Annotated in this window: 15 protein-coding genes and 1 tRNA gene; all 16 read left to right on the top strand. The window is 52.5% G+C overall.

What is annotated here, in order from left to right; translation table 11 throughout:
- Positions 1-15 precede the first annotated feature (15 nt).
- Positions 16-1,707 carry a biosynthetic-type acetolactate synthase large subunit gene (gene ilvB, locus H1S01_RS01500; RefSeq protein WP_188038350.1) on the top strand — a complete coding sequence of 564 codons (1,692 nt, stop codon included), beginning with the start codon at positions 16-18 and terminating at the stop codon, positions 1,705-1,707.
- A 1-nt stretch (position 1,708) separates the two neighbouring features.
- Positions 1,709-2,206 (top strand): acetolactate synthase small subunit, encoded by a 498-nt coding sequence (gene ilvN / locus H1S01_RS01505; protein WP_155474607.1) that lies wholly within the window; start codon positions 1,709-1,711, stop codon positions 2,204-2,206.
- 34 nt (positions 2,207-2,240) lie between these two features.
- Positions 2,241-3,341, top strand: a complete 1,101-nt coding sequence (gene fni, locus H1S01_RS01510) for a type 2 isopentenyl-diphosphate Delta-isomerase (protein WP_188038351.1) — start codon at positions 2,241-2,243, stop codon at positions 3,339-3,341.
- Between the two features lie 107 nt (positions 3,342-3,448).
- Complete coding sequence (locus H1S01_RS01515) at positions 3,449-4,162, top strand: hypothetical protein (protein ID WP_188038352.1); 714 nt, start codon at positions 3,449-3,451, stop codon at positions 4,160-4,162.
- Positions 4,128-5,072 carry a hypothetical protein gene (locus tag H1S01_RS01520; protein WP_188038353.1) on the top strand — a complete coding sequence of 315 codons (945 nt, stop codon included), beginning with the start codon at positions 4,128-4,130 and terminating at the stop codon, positions 5,070-5,072. The genes H1S01_RS01515 and H1S01_RS01520 overlap by 35 nt, the downstream gene beginning before the upstream one ends.
- Positions 5,069-6,454 (top strand): DUF512 domain-containing protein, encoded by a 1,386-nt coding sequence (locus H1S01_RS22230; protein WP_188038354.1) that lies wholly within the window; start codon positions 5,069-5,071, stop codon positions 6,452-6,454. The genes H1S01_RS01520 and H1S01_RS22230 overlap by 4 nt, the downstream gene beginning before the upstream one ends.
- Before the next feature lie 17 nt (positions 6,455-6,471).
- Positions 6,472-7,800, top strand: a complete 1,329-nt coding sequence (gene der / locus H1S01_RS01530) for a ribosome biogenesis GTPase Der (protein ID WP_188038355.1) — start codon at positions 6,472-6,474, stop codon at positions 7,798-7,800.
- 18 nt (positions 7,801-7,818) lie between these two features.
- Positions 7,819-8,433 (top strand): glycerol-3-phosphate 1-O-acyltransferase PlsY, encoded by a 615-nt coding sequence (plsY, locus tag H1S01_RS01535; protein ID WP_243236911.1) that lies wholly within the window; start codon positions 7,819-7,821, stop codon positions 8,431-8,433.
- A 121-nt stretch (positions 8,434-8,554) separates the two neighbouring features.
- Complete coding sequence (locus H1S01_RS01540) at positions 8,555-9,586, top strand: NAD(P)H-dependent glycerol-3-phosphate dehydrogenase (RefSeq protein ID WP_188038356.1); 1,032 nt, start codon at positions 8,555-8,557, stop codon at positions 9,584-9,586.
- A gap of 578 nt (positions 9,587-10,164) precedes the next feature.
- Positions 10,165-11,178: a 3-deoxy-7-phosphoheptulonate synthase gene (aroF, locus tag H1S01_RS01545; RefSeq protein ID WP_188038357.1), complete on the top strand. Its 1,014-nt coding sequence runs from the start codon at positions 10,165-10,167 to the stop codon at positions 11,176-11,178.
- A gap of 292 nt (positions 11,179-11,470) precedes the next feature.
- Positions 11,471-12,949, top strand: a complete 1,479-nt coding sequence (gene spoIVA, locus H1S01_RS01550) for a stage IV sporulation protein A (protein WP_188038358.1) — start codon at positions 11,471-11,473, stop codon at positions 12,947-12,949.
- Positions 12,950-13,069: 120 nt separating this feature from the next.
- Entirely contained in the window at positions 13,070-13,672 is a 603-nt protein-coding gene (locus tag H1S01_RS01555; RefSeq protein ID WP_188038359.1) for an NAD(P)H-dependent oxidoreductase, read from the top strand.
- A gap of 116 nt (positions 13,673-13,788) precedes the next feature.
- Positions 13,789-14,796, top strand: a complete 1,008-nt coding sequence (locus H1S01_RS01560; protein ID WP_188038360.1) for a deoxyguanosinetriphosphate triphosphohydrolase — start codon at positions 13,789-13,791, stop codon at positions 14,794-14,796.
- A gap of 165 nt (positions 14,797-14,961) precedes the next feature.
- On the top strand, positions 14,962-16,893 hold the full coding sequence (dnaG, locus tag H1S01_RS01565) for a DNA primase (protein ID WP_188038361.1): 1,932 nt from the start codon (positions 14,962-14,964) through the stop codon (positions 16,891-16,893).
- Positions 16,890-18,017, top strand: a complete 1,128-nt coding sequence (rpoD, locus tag H1S01_RS01570) for an RNA polymerase sigma factor RpoD (protein ID WP_155474619.1) — start codon at positions 16,890-16,892, stop codon at positions 18,015-18,017. Before dnaG ends, rpoD begins: the two co-directional genes overlap by 4 nt.
- A gap of 77 nt (positions 18,018-18,094) precedes the next feature.
- Positions 18,095-18,169: transfer RNA gene (locus H1S01_RS01575), tRNA-Ile, on the top strand.
- Positions 18,170-18,290: the final 121 nt, after the last annotated feature.

Below are 18,290 nucleotides of genomic sequence, written 5' to 3' on the forward strand. Positions count from 1 at the left end.
TGAGGTGTGTCAGGTATGAAGATGACCGGAGCTCAAGCCGTCGTCGCCAGTCTGCAGGAAGAAGGGGTGGACTTGATTTTTGGGTATCCCGGCGGTCAGGTGATCCCGCTTTACGATGCCCTTTATGACAGTTCCCTCCGGCATATTCTTACCCGGCACGAGCAGGGGGCGGCTCACGCCGCCGACGGATATGCACGGGCCACCGGGAAGGTGGGGGTCTGCATCGCTACATCCGGTCCAGGGGCAACCAACCTAATCACAGGGATTGCAAACGCCTATATGGACTCAGTGCCGATGGTATGTATCACTGGGCAGGTTCCTCTATCGGTAATTGGGAAAGATTCCTTCCAAGAAGCTGATATCACGGGAATCACCGCGCCGATTACCAAGCATAACTACCTGGTGAAAAAAGCAAGTGACCTGCCGAGAATCATTAAAGAGGCTTTTCACATCGCTAGAACAGGCCGTCCAGGTCCGGTCGTTGTCGATGTGCCCAAAGATATCTTTACGACGACCATTGATTTTGAATATCCCAAGGAAGTTCGGTTGCGCGGTTATGCGCCTGTTTTTGAAGGTAAGAGTTCAGAAGTGGACGCCGTGGCCCAGGCGATCGCTGAAGCGAACAAACCGTTATTCTTTATCGGCGGCGGAGTCGGAGCGGCAGGCGCGTCACAGGATTTCCTTCGGTTGGTAGAGAAATATCAAATTCCAGTAATCAGTTCGCTCATGGGATTGGGAGCGATTGCGACAACCCATCCGATGCACCTGGGCATGGTCGGAATGCATGGAACTGTAGCAGCCAACAAGGCCGTTATGGAATGCGACCTCCTCGTCGGCATCGGCGTCCGTTTTGATGACCGCGTGACCGGACTCATTGCCAGGTTTGCACCGAAAGCGAAAGTGGCTCATCTCGACATCGACCCCGCTGAAGTCAACAAAAACGTCTTTACCCATTTGCGAGTCATCGGTGACCTCCAATGGAGCTTGCCGGCCTTAGAAGCTTCCTTGAGAAAGATTTTTGTTGAAGGGCAACGCTCCGGTGGATGGATCCAAGAGGTTACCCGCTGGAAAGAGGAATCGCCCGTAGCCTATCAAAAGAGTGATGACATCATCAAACCTCAGTTTGTCATTGAAGAGCTAGCTCGGTTGACAGGGGGCAAAGCAGTCGTCGCTACCGACGTAGGACAGCACCAGATGTGGACGGCTCAATTTTTCCCTTTTCACCAGCCCCGGACACTGATCACCTCCGGAGGGTTGGGAACGATGGGCTATGGATTACCAGCGGCTATCGGTGCCCAACTGGGACAACCCGATGAACTGGTTCTTTTGGTCACCGGAGACGGATCCATCCTGATGAACTGCCAAGAAATTGCCACAGCGGTAGAACATCGCTTACCGATTAAGGTGGCCATCATGAACAACAACGTTCTGGGCATGGTCCGGCAATGGCAGAAGATGTTCTTTAACCAGCGTTATTCCCATACCCGCTTTGCCAACGGCGGTACAGACTATGTAAAACTGGCTGAAGCCTTCGGAGCCACAGGTCTTCGAGCGGAAACACCTGCCGATGTACCGGCCATCATTGCCAAAGCCCTGGAAACGGAAGGCCCTGTGTTTATGGACTTCCGCGTCAGTGACGATGAAAACGTCCTACCGATGGTTCCGGCAGGGGCGCCTCTCGATCAGATCATTGAGGAGGTGGACTGAGATGCGTCATACCTTGGCTGTACTGGTAGAAAATCGCCCCGGCGTGCTCGTGCACATCTCCGGTCTTATCGCCCGGCGTGCTTTTAATATTGAAAGCATCACCGCCGGATACACGGAAGAAGCCGATATCACCCGCATCACCATTGTGGTTGAAGGAGATAACCGCAGCTTGGAACAGGTCGTCAATCAACTTTCCAAGCTGGTTGATGTGATCAAGATCGTTGAACTTACTTCGGAACCTTCTATCGAACGGGAGCTGGCCCTGATCAAAGTAAAAGCCAACCCGGAGACCCGCTCAGATATCGTGGACATCGTCGAAATCTTTCGCGCGAAGATCGTCGATGTCAATCGTGAAACGATGGTCATCGAATTGACCGGAGAAGAGACGAAGATCGACGCCCTCTGTGAGGTCCTCAAAGATCACGGTATCGTGGAAATGGTTCGCACCGGCAAAGTAGCTCTTTCACGGAGACCGGGCGCGGCGAAAGAGACGGAATAATTCCCTCATAAGAACTGGTCCGAGGAGGACATGCGTGGACATTCGCCAACAACGAAAACTCGATCACATCCGTCAGGCACTCTCGCTGGAAGAGGGTCCGCTCCCCAACGGCTTTAAAGACGTCCGGCTCATTCACGAGGCCTTGCCCAGCCTTGACAGCCGGGATATCGATATATCTATTCCTTTTCTCGGGAAAACATTGACGATGCCTTTGTTGATCAATGCCATCACCGGAGGTACTCCCCAGGTGACCGATATCAACCGTCGCTTGGCCCGTATCGCTGCCAAAGCCGGTATCGGCATCGCCGTCGGATCGCAGGCGGCCGCTTTACGGGATCCGGCGATGAGGGAGTCCTATCAGGTCGTGCGGGAGGAAAACCCTAACGGCATCGTTATTGCCAACGTTAACCCGAACACCCCTGTAGATCAAGCGATCAAAGCGATCGAGATGATCCAAGCTGACGCCTTGCAGGTGCACCTCAATGTGGCACAGGAAATGGCAATGACAGAAGGCGACCGGGATTTTCGCCATTGGCCGGAAAACCTCGCTGAACTCGTCCGTCACTGCCCCGTACCGGTGATCGCGAAAGAAGTCGGGAATGGTGTTTCTTTCGAAACCGCCCAACGGCTTATGGAGTTGGGAGTCCGCTGCATCGATGTGGGAGGTGCCGGAGGCACCAATTTCATTGCCATTGAAATGCGTCGACGAGGCCTCGCCTCGCAAGAATTTGAAGCCTGGGGCATCTCTTCGGCGGCTACTTTGGCCGAGGTAGTCTGGTCAGGATGCCGCACTTTGCCGAGCGATGAAAGATTGACCATTATCGCCAGCGGCGGCATACGAAACGGATGGGAAGCAGCAAAGGCTCTCTCTTTAGGTGCCAACGCGACAGCTGTCGCTGGTTCAGTGCTCAAACATCTTCTCAGTTCCAGCGATGGCGAACAGTCTGTCGAGAAATATATTGAAGAATACCGGCAGGCACTCATCGTGAGCTTAACTTTGACCAACAGTTCTAACTTGGACACATTTGCCCAGCGGCCCTGCCTAATCCTTGGGGAACTAAAAGAGTGGCTCGAACAGCGTTGTATCCCCTTGGCTTTTTGGACTCAGAGAAATAAGGAAAACCCGGTTTATTGATAGCCGGGTTTTTCTTTTTTGCTGTACTAGCTTGACAGGCAGCGACGAGTACTCTTTTTGGTTTTTCCCCGCATTCCTCGGGCAACCTAGCTATGGAGGTGGGGAAGGTGCCAAGATATCCGATAGGAGCCATCATTCTGTTGGTCAGCATGATCTTCATTCTTTTCGGTATGGGGCGGGGGTTAGCTCAGCGGTTACGAACGCCGTCGAGGCGATTGCTTTTCTTCCTCTTGGCATGGTGGGCAGCTTCTTTTATCGATGTGCCGATCCCAGTGATAAAACCGTCTATGTCAATGAACCTCGGCGGCATTGTTGCACCGCTCTGTCTAGGGCTGCTTTTGACGGGTAAAACGAAACTGGCCGATATCAGACTTTGGATGGCTGTCCTGTCTGTTATGGTTTCCGGTTTGCTCGGGCAGGAAGTCCTCGGATTTGAACAGGATCATTTCCTCTGGGACGGCCACTGGATCTTCACCTTTCTCGGTGCATTGGCTGCGGCTACCGTCGCTGTCGAGATGCGCGGCGCACTGGCGGCCGTTCTTCTGGGGGGAGCACTGGCTGAGACGATCGGACCTTTTGTCAATCTGTACTGGCATCTGGCACCGGGACGGATCACTGAATTAGGAGCAGGCATTGTCTTTGACCGGATTGTTGTATCATCCTTGTTAGTGTTCCCCCTAAGCTTCATCATTGAACATCTCAGTGCCGCCAAGGCTGTCCGAGTGAATCTTATCCCCAAGCCGATCGACCGGAAGTCAACGAAGGAATCGCTAGAGGAACAAGAAATTGTCATTGATTCGGAAAAGAGATCATCAGAATAAGCACACTTTTCCGCTTGTATATACGATCGTATCGCTGATAACAGGACTGATGGCCTTTTTAGTCATCGCCGGCCTCTTTGCCTTTGTGTACCGTCTATCTGATTGGGACCGACTCGATGAGAGGGCCTCGAAAGGATCCCTTCGACCTGTCATGAATTACCAAGACATGGGAATGAATCGCCAAGGCGTAGGGATCGCCAAAACGGATCGAGAATGGAGCAGCGGTGAAGGGATCATCGACGAGCAGGGACGACCCTGGAGGGTTGAAAAAGTGGATGATGAGGCTGTCTATGTAAGGCAAGACGATGCAGTTCTTTGCGGCGAATCCGATCCGGTCCTATCCAGCAACTTGCTCCCGACTCGATTAGCCCCTTCCTCCGATGGGGCCGACGGTAACATTGTCGTCATGGCTGCTCCACAGGCGGAAGGGACGGCTCAGCATTTTGTCGATACCATTCGAGAAAGAGGCATGAGCGTCGCGTTTCATTTGGGGGAGCAGAACTTGACAAAACGAGCCCTATACCGTCATGGTGTCAACGGGACCGCTGCCATGATCATCCTTCGCGAAGGAACGGTCCACTGGGTGGACAGCAACGGAGAGAGCCGAATGGAGTTTATTGTGGAACAAGGACAGCCTCGTCATCCCTCTAATTTTGCTTTTGCCCTGCGGTGGGCAGAACACTTGCCCGTCGAAGTTAGACCGGTTATCACCGTGATCAAACCTTGCCACGAGCAGCATTTACATCCCCGGATGATCGATGTGACAGTACCGAAGGGATGGCAACCCAAAGAAACGGAAAAACTGGCAGATGGGCTGATGGAAGCGCTGGATCCCGATTCCTTGACGAAATGGAATCGCTCCTTCATAATGAGTAGAAGAATTGAGGACATAAGGAGGCCTGGGCCGTGAAGCCCGCAGGCGGCATCATCAGTGACATAGAGCCAGCCAGTTTGGCCGCCCGAATCGGTCTTCAGAGCGGAGACCGACTCCTATCAATTAATGGCCAGCAGGTTCGCGATGTGCTCGATTACGGATTTTTTATCCGTGAAGGTAGGGTAAAACTAGAAGTATTGGAAAATGCCACCGGGGAAACCCGGTGGTTTGAGATTGAAAAAGAAGAGGATGACGACTTAGGCATTCACTTTGCCGACGCAACCTTTGATGGATTGCGCCGCTGCCAAAACCGTTGCCTTTTTTGTTTTGTCGATCAAATGCCTCCAGGCATGCGTCCCTCCTTGTACGCCAAAGATGACGATTACCGCCATTCCTTCTGGCATGGGAATTTTATCACCTTGACAAACCTCGATGAAGAGGCCTTTCAACGACTTATCTCTCTTCGTCTGAGTCCGCTCTATATTTCAGTACAGGCCACAGACCCAGAGGTTCGGCAAAAACTGCTCCGCCACCGCCGCGCTGGCGAGATCATGAACCGATTGCGCCAATTGGCCGACTCCCGGATCCAACTGCACACCCAGATCGTTTGTTGCCCAGGACTGAATGACGGTGCCGTGCTGGAGAAGTCTTTGACAGACCTCTGGTCCCTTGGCTATTCCCTGGCAAGTGTGTCCGTCGTGCCTGTCGGATTGACGAGCCATCGTCAAGAACTTTTCCCCTTGCGTACCTTTCAGCCCGATGAGGCGAAGAAAGTGATTGAACTCATGGAAAGGTGGCAGCAGCAGTCTGTAAAGGAGCGTGGCGAGACGGTCTTCTTCGCGGCCGATGAGTTTTATTTGCTTTCCGGAGACGATTTTCCTGAATCGGAACGGTATGAAGACTATGCCCAACTGGAAAACGGAGTCGGCCTTTGTCGACTGTTTATGGACGACTGGTATGGGGCCGTCGAGGAGTTCCTTGAAGAAGCAAAGGGCGGGAAAGCCCTTCGGGCGAGTGACTCGGAGAATCGACAAACCTTTCTGATTACGGGCAAGTCTGGTGGGCGATTTCTTTCACGGTTGTTAGGCCAGACTGACCAGGATTACGGTATATCCTGGTCAGAACAGGTTGTTCAGGTGGTCACCGTCGAAAACCGTTGTTTTGGCCCTACGGTGACCGTGACGGGACTGGTGACAGGCAGAGATGTGATACACACTCTGCAGGGATTGGACAATCCCCCTAAGCCAACGGACAGGATCCTCCTGCCTTCGGTGATGTTCCGGAGCGAAGGCGATGTCACCTTGGACGATCTGACGCCAGAAGATATTTCGGCAGCCCTTGGCGGGACGCCGGTAGAGGTCATTGAAACGAGCGGCGATGCACTGTTTAAAAGCTTGATCCAGAACAAGGAACCTTAGAAAGGAAGGTGAAGCCTATGGCCAAACCTATCGTTGCTGTCGTGGGCCGCCCGAACGTGGGCAAATCCACGCTTTTTAACCGGCTCACTGGTGGAAGAGTCGCGATTGTGGAAGATCGGCCCGGCGTCACCCGGGACCGCTTATACCGGAACGCCAAATGGCTCAACCGGGATTTTACTCTTGTCGACACGGGCGGACTGGAATTTGGTGCCGACGGAAACCCTTTTTCAGAAGTGATCTATAAGCAGGCTGAAGCAGCCATAGACGAAGCCGACGTGATCCTCTTTATGGTGGACGGAAAAGCAGGGATCACTGCCGACGACGAAGCGGTGGCAGCGGTGCTGCGTAGAACGAAGAAACCGGTCTTTCTTGTAGTCAATAAGATCGAGGATTTTTCCCAACGGGATAAATACTATGAGTTTTTTGCGTTAGGCCTCGGCGATCCGATCCCCATCTCGGCTTCCCACGGTATGAATACAGGCGATCTATTGGATGCGGTGATCGAAGCTCTGCCGCCGGAAGGTGACGAAGAAGATGATCCCGATACGATCAAAATCGCTGTTATCGGAAAGCCTAATGTGGGTAAATCGTCCATGGTCAATGCCATTTTGGGAGAAGAGCGAGTCATCGTCTCGAATATTCCCGGCACGACCCGCGACGCCATCGATACGCCCTTCGAACGTGACGGGAAGCATTATGTGCTCATCGATACGGCCGGCATGCGCCGCAAAGGAAAAATCGATGAATCTGTCGAACGCTACAGCGTAATGCGCTCGCTGCGGGCCGTGGACCGCAGCGATGTGGTGCTCATGGTCATTGACGCTTCCCAAGGCGTCACCGAGCAAGATAAAAAGATTGCCGGTTACGCCCATGAAGCCGGTAAAGCCTGTGTGCTTGTGCTGAACAAATGGGATCTGGTTCCCAAGGACGATAAGACGATGAATCGCTTTGATAAAGTGGTTCGTTCGGAATTGGGCTTTTTGAATTACGCCCCGACGATTTACGTATCCGCACTGACGGGTCAGCGTCTGCCTAAAATCTTAGAACTGGTTGACTTTGTAACAGAACAGGCCAACCGCCGTATCCCCACATCGGTGATCAACGAGTTGATGACCGATATTATCCGTGTAACACCAGCGCCCTCTGATCGAGGCCGTCGTTTGAAGATCCTATATGTCACGCAGACTTCTGTGAAACCGCCTACCTTTGTCTTTTTTGTCAACGATGAGGAACTCTTTCACTTCTCCTATCAGCGACATATCATGAACCGGTTTCGGGAAACCTTCGGCTTCGAAGGAACACCGGTCCGCTTTATCATCCGGCAGCGTGAAAAAGAAAAAGAATAGAAGGGTAGCCGATTGCTTATGACAACAGCAATGAGCTTGACAATGGATTGGTCATCGCTGGGGTTAATCCTGCTGTCATTCTTTCTCGGATCGATTCCCTTCGCCTATCTAGCCGGCAAGGCTAAGGGCATAGACATTCGCAAACACGGGAGCGGCAATATCGGTGCGACCAATGCCTTCCGAGTGCTCGGTGCCACCATGGGCGCTGCAGTGCTGCTTCTTGATGCTGGAAAAGCGGCCTTAGCCACCTGGCTGGGACAACCTTACGGGGGTACGATGGCGGTCTTCGCTGGCTTGGCGGCCATCCTCGGACATACCTTTTCGCCTTTTATGAAGTTCAAAGGGGGAAAAGGGGTCGCCAGTGCTGCCGGTGTGGTGCTTACGATCGCTCCGTTGATCGCCTTGATCTGTCTTGTCGCATTCGCACTGGCCGTGTATTTGACCAGTTACGTTTCGGTCGGTTCCATCTTGGCGGCAGTGCTCTTGCCGTTGCTCATGTATTTTCTTGGTAAACCTGTGGCCTATCAGGTCTTTGCCTTAGCTGTTTCTCTTTTTGTCATTTACCGCCACCGGTCTAACATCAAGCGGTTGATGGAAGGCACAGAGAACCCCATCCGGCGGAAAACAACATAATTGATTTAACTGTTTCCGGCCTGTATCGTTATTGGGATTTTTGTCGTACCGAGTCTGTTCGTCGGAGGGTTTCATTGACTATCTACCGGTGACCTATTTAAAAGTGGGAGGTCGTGGATCTATGCAGTTAGAAAAAGTAGCCGTCCTTGGTGCAGGGAGCTGGGGAACTGCTCTCGGCCGTCTGTTGGCCCAACAGGGCAAGCAAGTATTCCTTTGGGCACGTCGCGTCGACCTGGCTAAGGACATAAACAGTTATCGAGAAAACCGCCGCTATCTCCCTGGAGTTTTGTTGCCTGCTCGCCTTCGGGCTAATTCAAAACTCGATGAAGTGATTGAAGGGGCCAAAGTCATCGTCCTGACAGTTCCTTCCTCTGCGCTGCGAGAAACGGTCGCCTCCATACAAGAAAAACTATCTGACGATGTGCTTATCGTCAGCACCGCGAAGGGCATCGATCCGGAGACGGGAAAGCGTCCCTCCCAGATTTTGCAGGAGGTACTTCCGAAACACCTAGCAGAGCGAGTGGTCATCCTGTCAGGACCCAGCCATGCGGAAGAGGTGGCTCGCGATATTCCCACGACCGTCGTAGTCTCTTCCGTCTCCCGGGCCATGGCAGAACAAGCTCAGGACTTGTTCATGAACTCCTATTTCCGGGTATATACAAACCCTGACCTGCTTGGCGTGGAATTGGGCGGCGCTTTGAAAAATATCATCGCTCTCGCCTGTGGCGTCGCAGAAGGATTAGGTTTCGGCGACAATACGAAGGCAGCCCTTGTCACACGCGGTCTGGCTGAAATCATCCGTCTCGGCGGCGCTATGGGTGCAAACGTAGCCACTTTCTCTGGGCTGGCCGGACTGGGCGATCTCGTCGTCACCTGTACGAGCAAACATTCTCGGAATATGCGTTTCGGTGCTTTTCTGGGCAAGGGCAAATCGGTGGAAGAGGCCTTAAACCTGGTCGGACAAACGGTTGAAGGAGTTCGAACCACCCAGGCTGCCTATAAATTGGCCCAGGATATGGGCGTTGAAATGCCCATCACGGCCGAATGTTACAAAGTGCTCTTCGAAAATCACCCTCCCGATGAAGCCGTGGACAACCTCATGAGCCGGATCAAGACCCATGAAGTGGAAGAAGGCTTCGACGACTGGAAGTAACCGATAAAAAAGCTCTTGTCTTTCCGATGAGCCTATGCTATTGTAAATAACAACTCCACATTGGCAAAAGCGATGACAGAGAAAAGTAGGTCAGACCCAGCCTTACAGGGAGGAAACGTCGTCGATTGAGAGCGTTTCCAAGTGTATGACTGTCCGAAGTTCCCTCTGGAGCTGCTAGCTGAAGCCGGAAATAATCCCGGTGAGTAGGTGAGGCCGTAGACTTCCGACGTTACCAGGAAGGGAGTATCGGAACCGGGTTCCCGTACTCTGTGCATGAGGTGGATCGATGACGCTATAGCGTTATGGATTAACCAGGGTGGTACCGCGTTAAGCAAAAGCTTTTCGTCCCTGAGAGGATGAAAAGCTTTTTTATTTTCCTCTATCACTTTGCGCAGGTATGGTTTAATCTCGCTTCCCGCACTCTATCAATGAGCGGATCGCTCCCGATGCGAAAACATTGCTTTCAGGAGCCGATCAATCAGGGTGGTACCACGGATGCCCCGCAGCGTTCGTCCCTCTTCCAGGGACAGCTGCGGGGTTTTTAATTTTCATCAATAAAAAATTTGGAGGGATCCCCGATGATTATCGTCATGAATCCTAACGCTACGGCAAGCCAAATCGACAACATCAACAAAACCTTGACTGAATATGGTTTCACCGGACATTCGATTCACGGTGTAAACCGCATCGTCATCGGTGCTGTCGGCGACCGCCAGGCGATCGCCTCTTTAGGGCTGGAAGCCATGGCAGGAGTTGAAAAAGTGGTTCCCATTCGCCGTCCTTATAAACTGGTCAGCCGGGAAGCGAAAAAAGAGGATACGGTCATCACCGTTAAAGATGTAGCGATCGGCGGAGAGTCGGTCGCTTTGATCGCTGGTCCCTGTGCGGTAGAGAGCATCGAGCAGATGATGCTGGCTGCTGAGAAAGTGCGTTTAGCTGGAGCCAAAATCCTGCGGGGCGGCACCTTCAAACCTCGAACATCTCCCTACGCCTTTCAAGGGCTCGAGGAAGAAGGGTTAAAGATTCTGAACACTGCCGGTCGTTTCGCCGGGTTGCCCACCGTAACGGAAGTGATTGACCTTCCCAGTTTGGAGATGGCCTCCAGGTATGTAGATATGCTTCAGATTGGCGCTCGCAACATGCAGAATTTCCGTCTGCTCCAGGCCGTCGGCCAAACGCGCCTGCCGGTGATTTTGAAACGGGGCTTATCGGCAACGATCGAAGAGTGGTTGATGGCCGCGGAATATATCATGGCACAAGGCAACAGCCAGATCATTCTCTGTGAGCGAGGGATTCGGACTTTCGAAACAGCCACTCGCAACACCCTCGACCTGAGCGCAGTACCCCTCGTTAAAGAACTGTCCCATTTACCGATTTTGGTGGATCCCAGCCACTCGACCGGCGCTTCTCGGCTGGTAGCCTCCATGTCCCGTGCCGCTGTTGCTGCCGGCGCCGACGGTTTGTTGGTCGAAGTTCATCCAGAACCGTGTAAAGCCCTTTGTGATGGACCACAGTCCCTGGAGCCGGAGGATTTCACCTGCATGGTCGAGTCCCTTCGACCGATCGCCGCAGCGGTGGGACGAGAGATATAAAGTCAGAACCCCTTGGAAGCTAAATCATTAACACCACTGATTTACTATGCTACTGCTCAGGTAAGGTGAAGTTATAAAAGAACGAGCCAAGGCATATCCATTGCAACGGGGCCCAGGTACCACTGATAGAGCGACTTGTTGCGATTTTAACCGTCTTTATCGGCCCTAGCCTGTCATAGAGAACAGGCTGCGCTCATATACATTCTAGCGTTAGGCCTGTCAGCGGAAATATTTGGGGTGGGAACCCAACCGAGCGGCCAGGGCAGACAACCGATAAGGAGGGAAAACCGCGATGGAGAAAATGGATATTTTCCGTGATATCAGTGACCGCACAGGAGGAGACATCTATATCGGGGTGGTAGGCCCGGTCCGCACGGGTAAGTCCACCTTCATTAAACGGTTCATGGAACTGTTAGTATTGCCGAATATCAAGAATATCCATGATAAAGAGCGGGCCCGGGATGAACTGCCTCAATCCGGCGCCGGCCGGACGATCATGACGACAGAACCCAAATTTATTCCGAACGAAGCCGTAGAGATTGGCGTGAAAAATGGCGTCAAGATGCGGGTTCGCATGGTCGACTGCGTTGGCTATTCAGTCGAAGGTGCTTTGGGTTATGAAGAAGAAGACGGGGCTCGGATGGTGATGACTCCCTGGTCAGAGACTGAGATGCCCTTTCAAGATGCAGCTGAGATGGGGACACGAAAGGTCATCGCTGATCACTCGACCATCGGCCTCGTCATCACCACCGACGGCAGCATCACTGATTTGCCCCGTGACGGATATGTAGAAGCAGAAGAACGGGTCGTCGACGAGTTGAAGGAACTCCGTAAACCCTTCGTCGTCGTGCTCAACTCGCTTCGTCCCCACTCGAGGGAAACAGCCGAACTGGCCTATAACCTGGAAGGGTTATATCAAGTTCCCGTCCTTCCTTTGAACGTGACCGAACTGAGTCAAGACGACGTCCTGAAGATTCTCGAAGAGGCCTTGTATGAATTTCCTGTCACCGAGGTCAATATCAATCTCCCTCTCTGGATTGAAGAGCTTGACAATAAACATCCTCTGCGCCAGAAGTATGAGGGGGCTGTGCGTGACACCATTTCCCAGGTAAAGCGCCTGCGCGATATCGATCTGGCTGTGGAGACGCTGGCCGATTATGATTTCATCGAAGATGTATACCTGCAGGAAATGAATCTAGGTACCGGTGTGGCCGCTATTGAGATGACCGCGCCGGAAGGCATGTTCTATCAGGTCCTGCAGGAAGAGAGTGGCTTCACCATCACTGGCGAACATGACCTGCTTCGCCTGATGAAAGAATTGGCTAAGGCGAAACGGGAGTATGACAAAGTGGCCACAGCCTTAGATGATGTGAGGGAAGTGGGCTATGGTGTCGTCAACCCGAGCCTCGATGAGATGTTCCTGGAAGAACCGGAACTGATCAAGCAGGGGAACCGTTTTGGAGTAAAACTTAAAGCGAGCGCACCTTCCTTACACATCATCCGCGCTGATATCACCACAGAGATTACACCGATCATCGGCACGGAGAAGCAATGCGAAGAACTGGTCCGTTACATCCTCGAAGAGTTTGAAGAAAATCCGCAAAAAATCTGGGAGTCCAATATCTTTGGCAAATCCCTTCATGATCTGGTCCGTGAAGGGGTACAAAACAAACTGCAGCGCATGCCAGAAAACGTTCAAGGTAAACTTCAGGAGACATTGCAGCGCATCGTCAATGAAGGAAATGGTGGACTCATCTGCATCATTATTTAAGCACGAAGCCGGGAACGAGAACCCGGCTTTTTTCCTTATCCCGGCAGGAAGGGTTTTTATGACCGAAGGTGGTATTAATAATAAAGCTTATTATATTAAAGGAAAGGAGATTTCAACGAAGTGAAAATCGTCCTTATTAACGGAAGCCCAAATCCAGAAGGCAACACAGCCCAACTGCTTCAAGCGGCAGCCGATGAAATCGTTCAAGCAGGTTTGCAAGTCCAATGGATACAGGTGCCGACAGTGCTCGCCAAGGCTAAACACCCTTTCTGCACCGCCTGTTCCAATCCTTGTTCGACCGTTTGCTATAAAGGAACTGAGTTGGAACAAGCTTTTGCCGATATCGCCGACGCTGACGGGGTCATCATCGGCAGCCCTGTTTATTTCGGCACCGTAAGCGCCCAATTGAAAGCTTTTTTTGATAAAACACGCAAAGTGCGTGGAGACAAAGCTTGGTACGGAATTCCTGGAGGCACCGTCACGACGGGAGCTTCCAAATACGGCGGCCAAGAGACGACGACAAGGGCCATCCATGACATGATGCTCGTTCAAGGAATGACTTTAGTCGGCGACGGACACGTTGATCATGACTGCGGCCATTTCGGCGCATCGGCACAGAAACCAGCTCAGCAGGATCAGGACGGACTGAAGCGGGCCAGGATTCTCGGCAAACGGCTCGTAGAAGCAGCTCGAATGTTTCGAGCAGGCAAGAAGAGTAAATAAGCAGCAGCACACTGTCGTTACAATGCAAAGGTTACTGGCGACGCATAAGCTCGATTGTTAAAAGTCGTATTCCTGAAAGGCCTTTAGAAGAAGGAATCTGACGGAGGGAGAACTCTATGATCCTGCGAGAAGAGTTGGAACGGCGGGAAGAGACCTTGCTATCTCCATACGCAGCCAAGAGTGGACGGAACCGTGGTCGAGAGCGGTCAGAGCAGGAGTGTTCTATGCGGACCGCCTTCCAACGGGACCGGGATCGAATTATTCATTCGAAAGCCTTTCGTCGTCTAAAACATAAAACACAGGTCTTCATCTCACCAGAAGGGGACCATTTTCGCACCCGCCTAACCCATACCTTAGAAGTCTCCCAGATTGCCCGGACGATCGCCAGAGCGTTGGCGCTGAACGAGGATCTGGCTGAGGCGATCGCCCTGGGCCATGACTTAGGTCATACGCCCTTTGGTCATGCCGGAGAAGAGGCCCTCGATCGGGTTTTCAAGGAGGGCTTTTCCCATGCCCGGCAGAGCTTACGGGTTGTTGAAGTACTGGAACAAGGTGAAGGACTGAATTTGACCTGGGAGGTCCGTGACGGTATCGTCAACCATTCCAGCAGTGGCAAACCGTCTACTCTGGAAGGGCAGATCGTCCGCTGGGCCGACCGGTTCGCCTATATCAACCATGACATCGATGACGCCCTTCGAGGCGGTATCATTGCCGAAGAAGAACTTCCCCAAGATTGTATTCGCCTCTTAGGGAACGGTCACCGGTCCCGGATCAACAGCATGGTCATGGACATGGTTCAGGCGTCTTGGCAACAGCCGGAGATCCGGATGAGCCCGGAAGTGGAGGAAGCCACGTTGAAACTGCGCCAGTTCATGTTCCGGCACGTTTATATCGGTTCCGAAGCGAAGGCGGAAGAGAGCAAAGCCAAAGAATTGATTTTCTCCCTCTATCGCGTCTTTATCCATCACCCTCATCGCATGCCTGCGGAGTTCCAAGCCATGATACCTCGTCACGGTCTCGAAAGGACCGTTGTAGACTATATTTCCGGCATGACGGACCGTTTTGCCGTAAAAGTCTACGAAAATCTCTTTTTACCTTCACCATGGATGAGTTTTCGAGACTAGAGAACCTGCAGGTCAGACATAATATAGAAGATTGCAGGAGGGAAAAAAGTGTCGATAATGTGGAGGAAATGTCAATTAAAGCGCGAATAACAAGAGAGTGTTTCGGGCAGTAGGGAAGAAGGAAATTAGGCGCATGACGGCGAATGCATGATGGGGTGATTTTAATTGAAGGATCCCCAAATTGTCGAAGAGATTCGCTATCGAGTAGATATCGTCGAAATCGTAGCCGATTATGTAGCCCTCAAGCGTCAGGGCGGACGGTATACGGGACTTTGTCCTTTCCATTCGGAGAAGACACCGTCCTTCACCGTTTCCCGAGAGAAGCAGTATTTTCATTGCTTTGGTTGCGGGACAGGCGGCGACGTTTTCACCTTTGTCATGCTCCGAGAAAACTTGACCTTCCCAGAAGCGTTAAAAAAACTAGCCGAACGGGCTGGCGTCACCCTTCCCGAACAAAAGTTGACGCCGACGCAGCAGGCGCTGCGGACGGCGGTAGAGCGGGGGCGGGCGCTTCATCGCCGGGCGGCTGAACTGTTTTTTCGATGTCTGAGGGAAGACACACGAGCTCGACAAGCCCGGGAGTATCTTTCCCGGCGCGGCTTGAGTGATACGGTCACCGTGGCTTTCGGTTTAGGTTATAGTCCTCCAGGCTGGGATTTCCTGACGGAACGACTGGTACGGGAAGGCTATGCACCGGAAGAACTGGAACAGTTCGGTCTCATCGTCCCTCGTCAAGGCGCAGATGGGTACTATGATCGCTTTCGCAATCGCATTATGTTCCCCATCTTTGACGCCCAAGGACGTCCGGTCGCTTTTGGCGGCCGGGTACTTGACGACGAGATTCCAAAATACCTGAATTCCCCGGAAACTCCTCTCTATAAAAAGGGTCAACACCTCTATGGTTTGCACAAAGCCGGACCGGCGATTCGAGAAAAAGGGATTGCCATTCTCGTCGAAGGCTATATGGATGTCATCGCCTGTCACCAGCACGACATTTCTCAGGCTGTAGCCAGTCTGGGTACAGCCATGACGCCAGAACAAGGCCGGTTGCTCCTGCGGTACGCCCCTCGTGTCCTGATCTGCTATGACGCTGACCGGGCGGGTATCGAAGCGACAGTCAAAGCCGGAGAGATCTTGACCCGTCTCGGTGCTCAGATTCAAGTGTTGACACTTCCCGACGGCAAAGATCCCGATGAGTATTTGCAAAAGCATGGCGCCAGCAGCTTTTGGCAACTGGCCGATAGTGCTCCCGCTTTTTTCTCCTTTTGTTTTTCTCGAGTCGCGGCGCAGCATGACTTGACGACGGTTGCCGGCAAGGTGGCTGCTGTTCGGGAATTGGCTCCTCAACTGCTAATCATCTCCAGCGCGATAGAGCAAGAAGCGAACATACAGTGGCTCGCCCGGGAAATACGCCTCTCTGAAGCGGCCATCATGGAAGAGTTACGAGGTCTTTCTCGTAATACCAAGTCATACCTTCGAGGGGATAGAAAGGAAAATCCCAGGAATACTAACTATACCTCTGCCCAGAAAAACGAAACGGAGTCATTTGCCTCAACCGTGATGAAGGGCCTTCCTGACAGGACAAATGGGGACAGACAGGAACAAGCCTGGCGCTACCTGATTTACTGGATGGTTGGCGCACCGGAACGGGTTCGATGGGTTTTTGAACGGCTGGGGAATGAGATTCCCCAGGTTCAGGGGCCGCTGCAGGAGATTCTGGAGGCGCTGGTCGCAGTCAGCCGGGAAGGACAAGGAGTCCTTGTCGGGCGAGTTGCCGAAGGTTTGGCAGCGGAAGAGACGAAGGCTTATTTCAGCGCTCTTTTGGTTGAAGACCTTGAAGGTGCCCTGCAGGAATCGGTTCTTGAGGATTGTGTAAACACACTTCGATACGGTTGGCTGGTGGAAGAAATCGCTCGCCTGGAAATCCAGGTGGAAGCGCTAAGCCGGAGTGGGGACATGGAAGCGCTGCAGCGGCTTCTGCCGCAACTGTCTAATTTACAACAGGCTAGGAGCCGCGCGGCTCGCAGATTTGGATCTATGCCTTTAGGTGGTCGGTGGGAACAACGGCCCTGGTATAAGGGGGGAACCACAGAATGAAAGAAGAACTAAAAGTCGAGCAGGTACAACAACTGCAAAAAGTTAAAGACCTGATTGCAAAAGGCAAGAAAAAAGGTGTCCTCACCTACCAGGAGATCATGGACTCTCTGCAAGGTGTAGAAATGACGGCAGACCAGGTCGATGATGTCTATGAGCAGCTTGGGAACATGGGTATTGACGTGGTTTCGGAGCCTGCAGAAGCAGAATCCATGGAAAAAGCCGAAGAGCCCATAATTCGGGAATCAGAAGAGGAAGAAGAGGAAATCGAAGTCGACCTCTCTGTACCGGAAGGTGTAGGGATTGACGACCCGGTTCGAATGTACCTAAAGGAAATCGGGCGGGTTCCTTTGTTGTCTGCTGAAGAGGAAATCGAACTGGCCAAGCGTATGGAAGACGGCGATGAAGAAGCCAAACGCCGCCTGGCAGAAGCGAACCTCCGTCTTGTCGTATCCATCGCCAAACGGTACGTAGGCCGGGGGATGCTCTTTTTAGATCTCATCCAGGAAGGCAACTTGGGTTTGATCAAAGCAGTTGAGAAATTCGATTATACCAAAGGATACAAGTTCTCTACTTATGCGACCTGGTGGATTCGACAGGCGATCACCCGTGCTATCGCCGATCAGGCTCGGACTATCCGTATTCCCGTGCACATGGTGGAGACGATCAATAAGTTGATCCGTGTGTCTCGCCAACTGCTGCAGGAATTCGGCCGGGAACCGAACCCCGAGGAGATCGCCAAAGAGATGGACATACCGGTGGAGCGAGTCCGGGAAATCATGAAAATTGCCCAAGAGCCTGTGTCCCTTGAGACTCCGATCGGTGAAGAGGAAGATTCTCATCTGGGAGACTTCATCGAAGACCAAGACGCGCCAGCGCCGGCAGAAGCAGCTTCCTTCATTCTCTTGAAGGAGCAATTGGAAGAGGTGCTGGAAACGTTGACGGCCCGGGAGATGAAAGTCTTGCGGCTTCGTTTTGGCTTAGACGACGGACGTTCCCGAACCTTAGAAGAGGTCGGTCAAGAATTTGGAGTAACCCGGGAGCGGATCCGCCAGATTGAGGCTAAGGCGCTGCGCAAGCTTCGCCATCCGAGCCGAAGCAAGAAGTTAAAGGATTATTTGGATTAAAATCGCTCTTGACCTAAGAGCATGTACAGGGTATAATATAAAACGTTCTTGCGACATTCCTTCGGGGATGTCACAGCGGGCCTATAGCTCAGCGGTAGAGCGGCCGGCTCATAACCGGTTGGTCCCTGGTTCGATCCCAGGTGGGCCCACCACCTTATGTACATTCAGCCCGTTTGCCTTATCTGGCAAGCGGGCTATTGTTTTATATTTCGCCTTCCGTACAATAGTTCTATTAATGATTAACGTACAAAAAAGAAGATATTTGGAGGTTCT

This window comes from Heliobacterium chlorum (genome assembly GCF_014502795.1).
Classification (GTDB): domain Bacteria; phylum Bacillota; class Desulfitobacteriia; order Heliobacteriales; family Heliobacteriaceae; genus Heliobacterium; species Heliobacterium chlorum.

Bases quoted from the DNA above. Each gene is read 5' to 3' on its own strand.
- der (WP_188038355.1), top strand. From the start codon at position 6,472: ATGGCCAAACCTATCGTTGCTGTCGTGGGCCGCCCGAACGTGGGCAAA.
- spoIVA (WP_188038358.1), top strand. From the start codon at position 11,471: ATGGAGAAAATGGATATTTTCCGTGATATCAGTGACCGCACAGGAGGA.
- H1S01_RS01540 (WP_188038356.1), top strand. From the start codon at position 8,555: ATGCAGTTAGAAAAAGTAGCCGTCCTTGGTGCAGGGAGCTGGGGAACT.
- ilvB (WP_188038350.1), top strand. From the start codon at position 16: ATGAAGATGACCGGAGCTCAAGCCGTCGTCGCCAGTCTGCAGGAAGAA.
- aroF (WP_188038357.1), top strand. From the start codon at position 10,165: ATGATTATCGTCATGAATCCTAACGCTACGGCAAGCCAAATCGACAAC.
- plsY (WP_243236911.1), top strand. From the start codon at position 7,819: ATGACAACAGCAATGAGCTTGACAATGGATTGGTCATCGCTGGGGTTA.
- rpoD (WP_155474619.1), top strand. From the start codon at position 16,890: ATGAAAGAAGAACTAAAAGTCGAGCAGGTACAACAACTGCAAAAAGTT.
- ilvN (WP_155474607.1), top strand. From the start codon at position 1,709: ATGCGTCATACCTTGGCTGTACTGGTAGAAAATCGCCCCGGCGTGCTC.
- H1S01_RS01560 (WP_188038360.1), top strand. From the start codon at position 13,789: ATGATCCTGCGAGAAGAGTTGGAACGGCGGGAAGAGACCTTGCTATCT.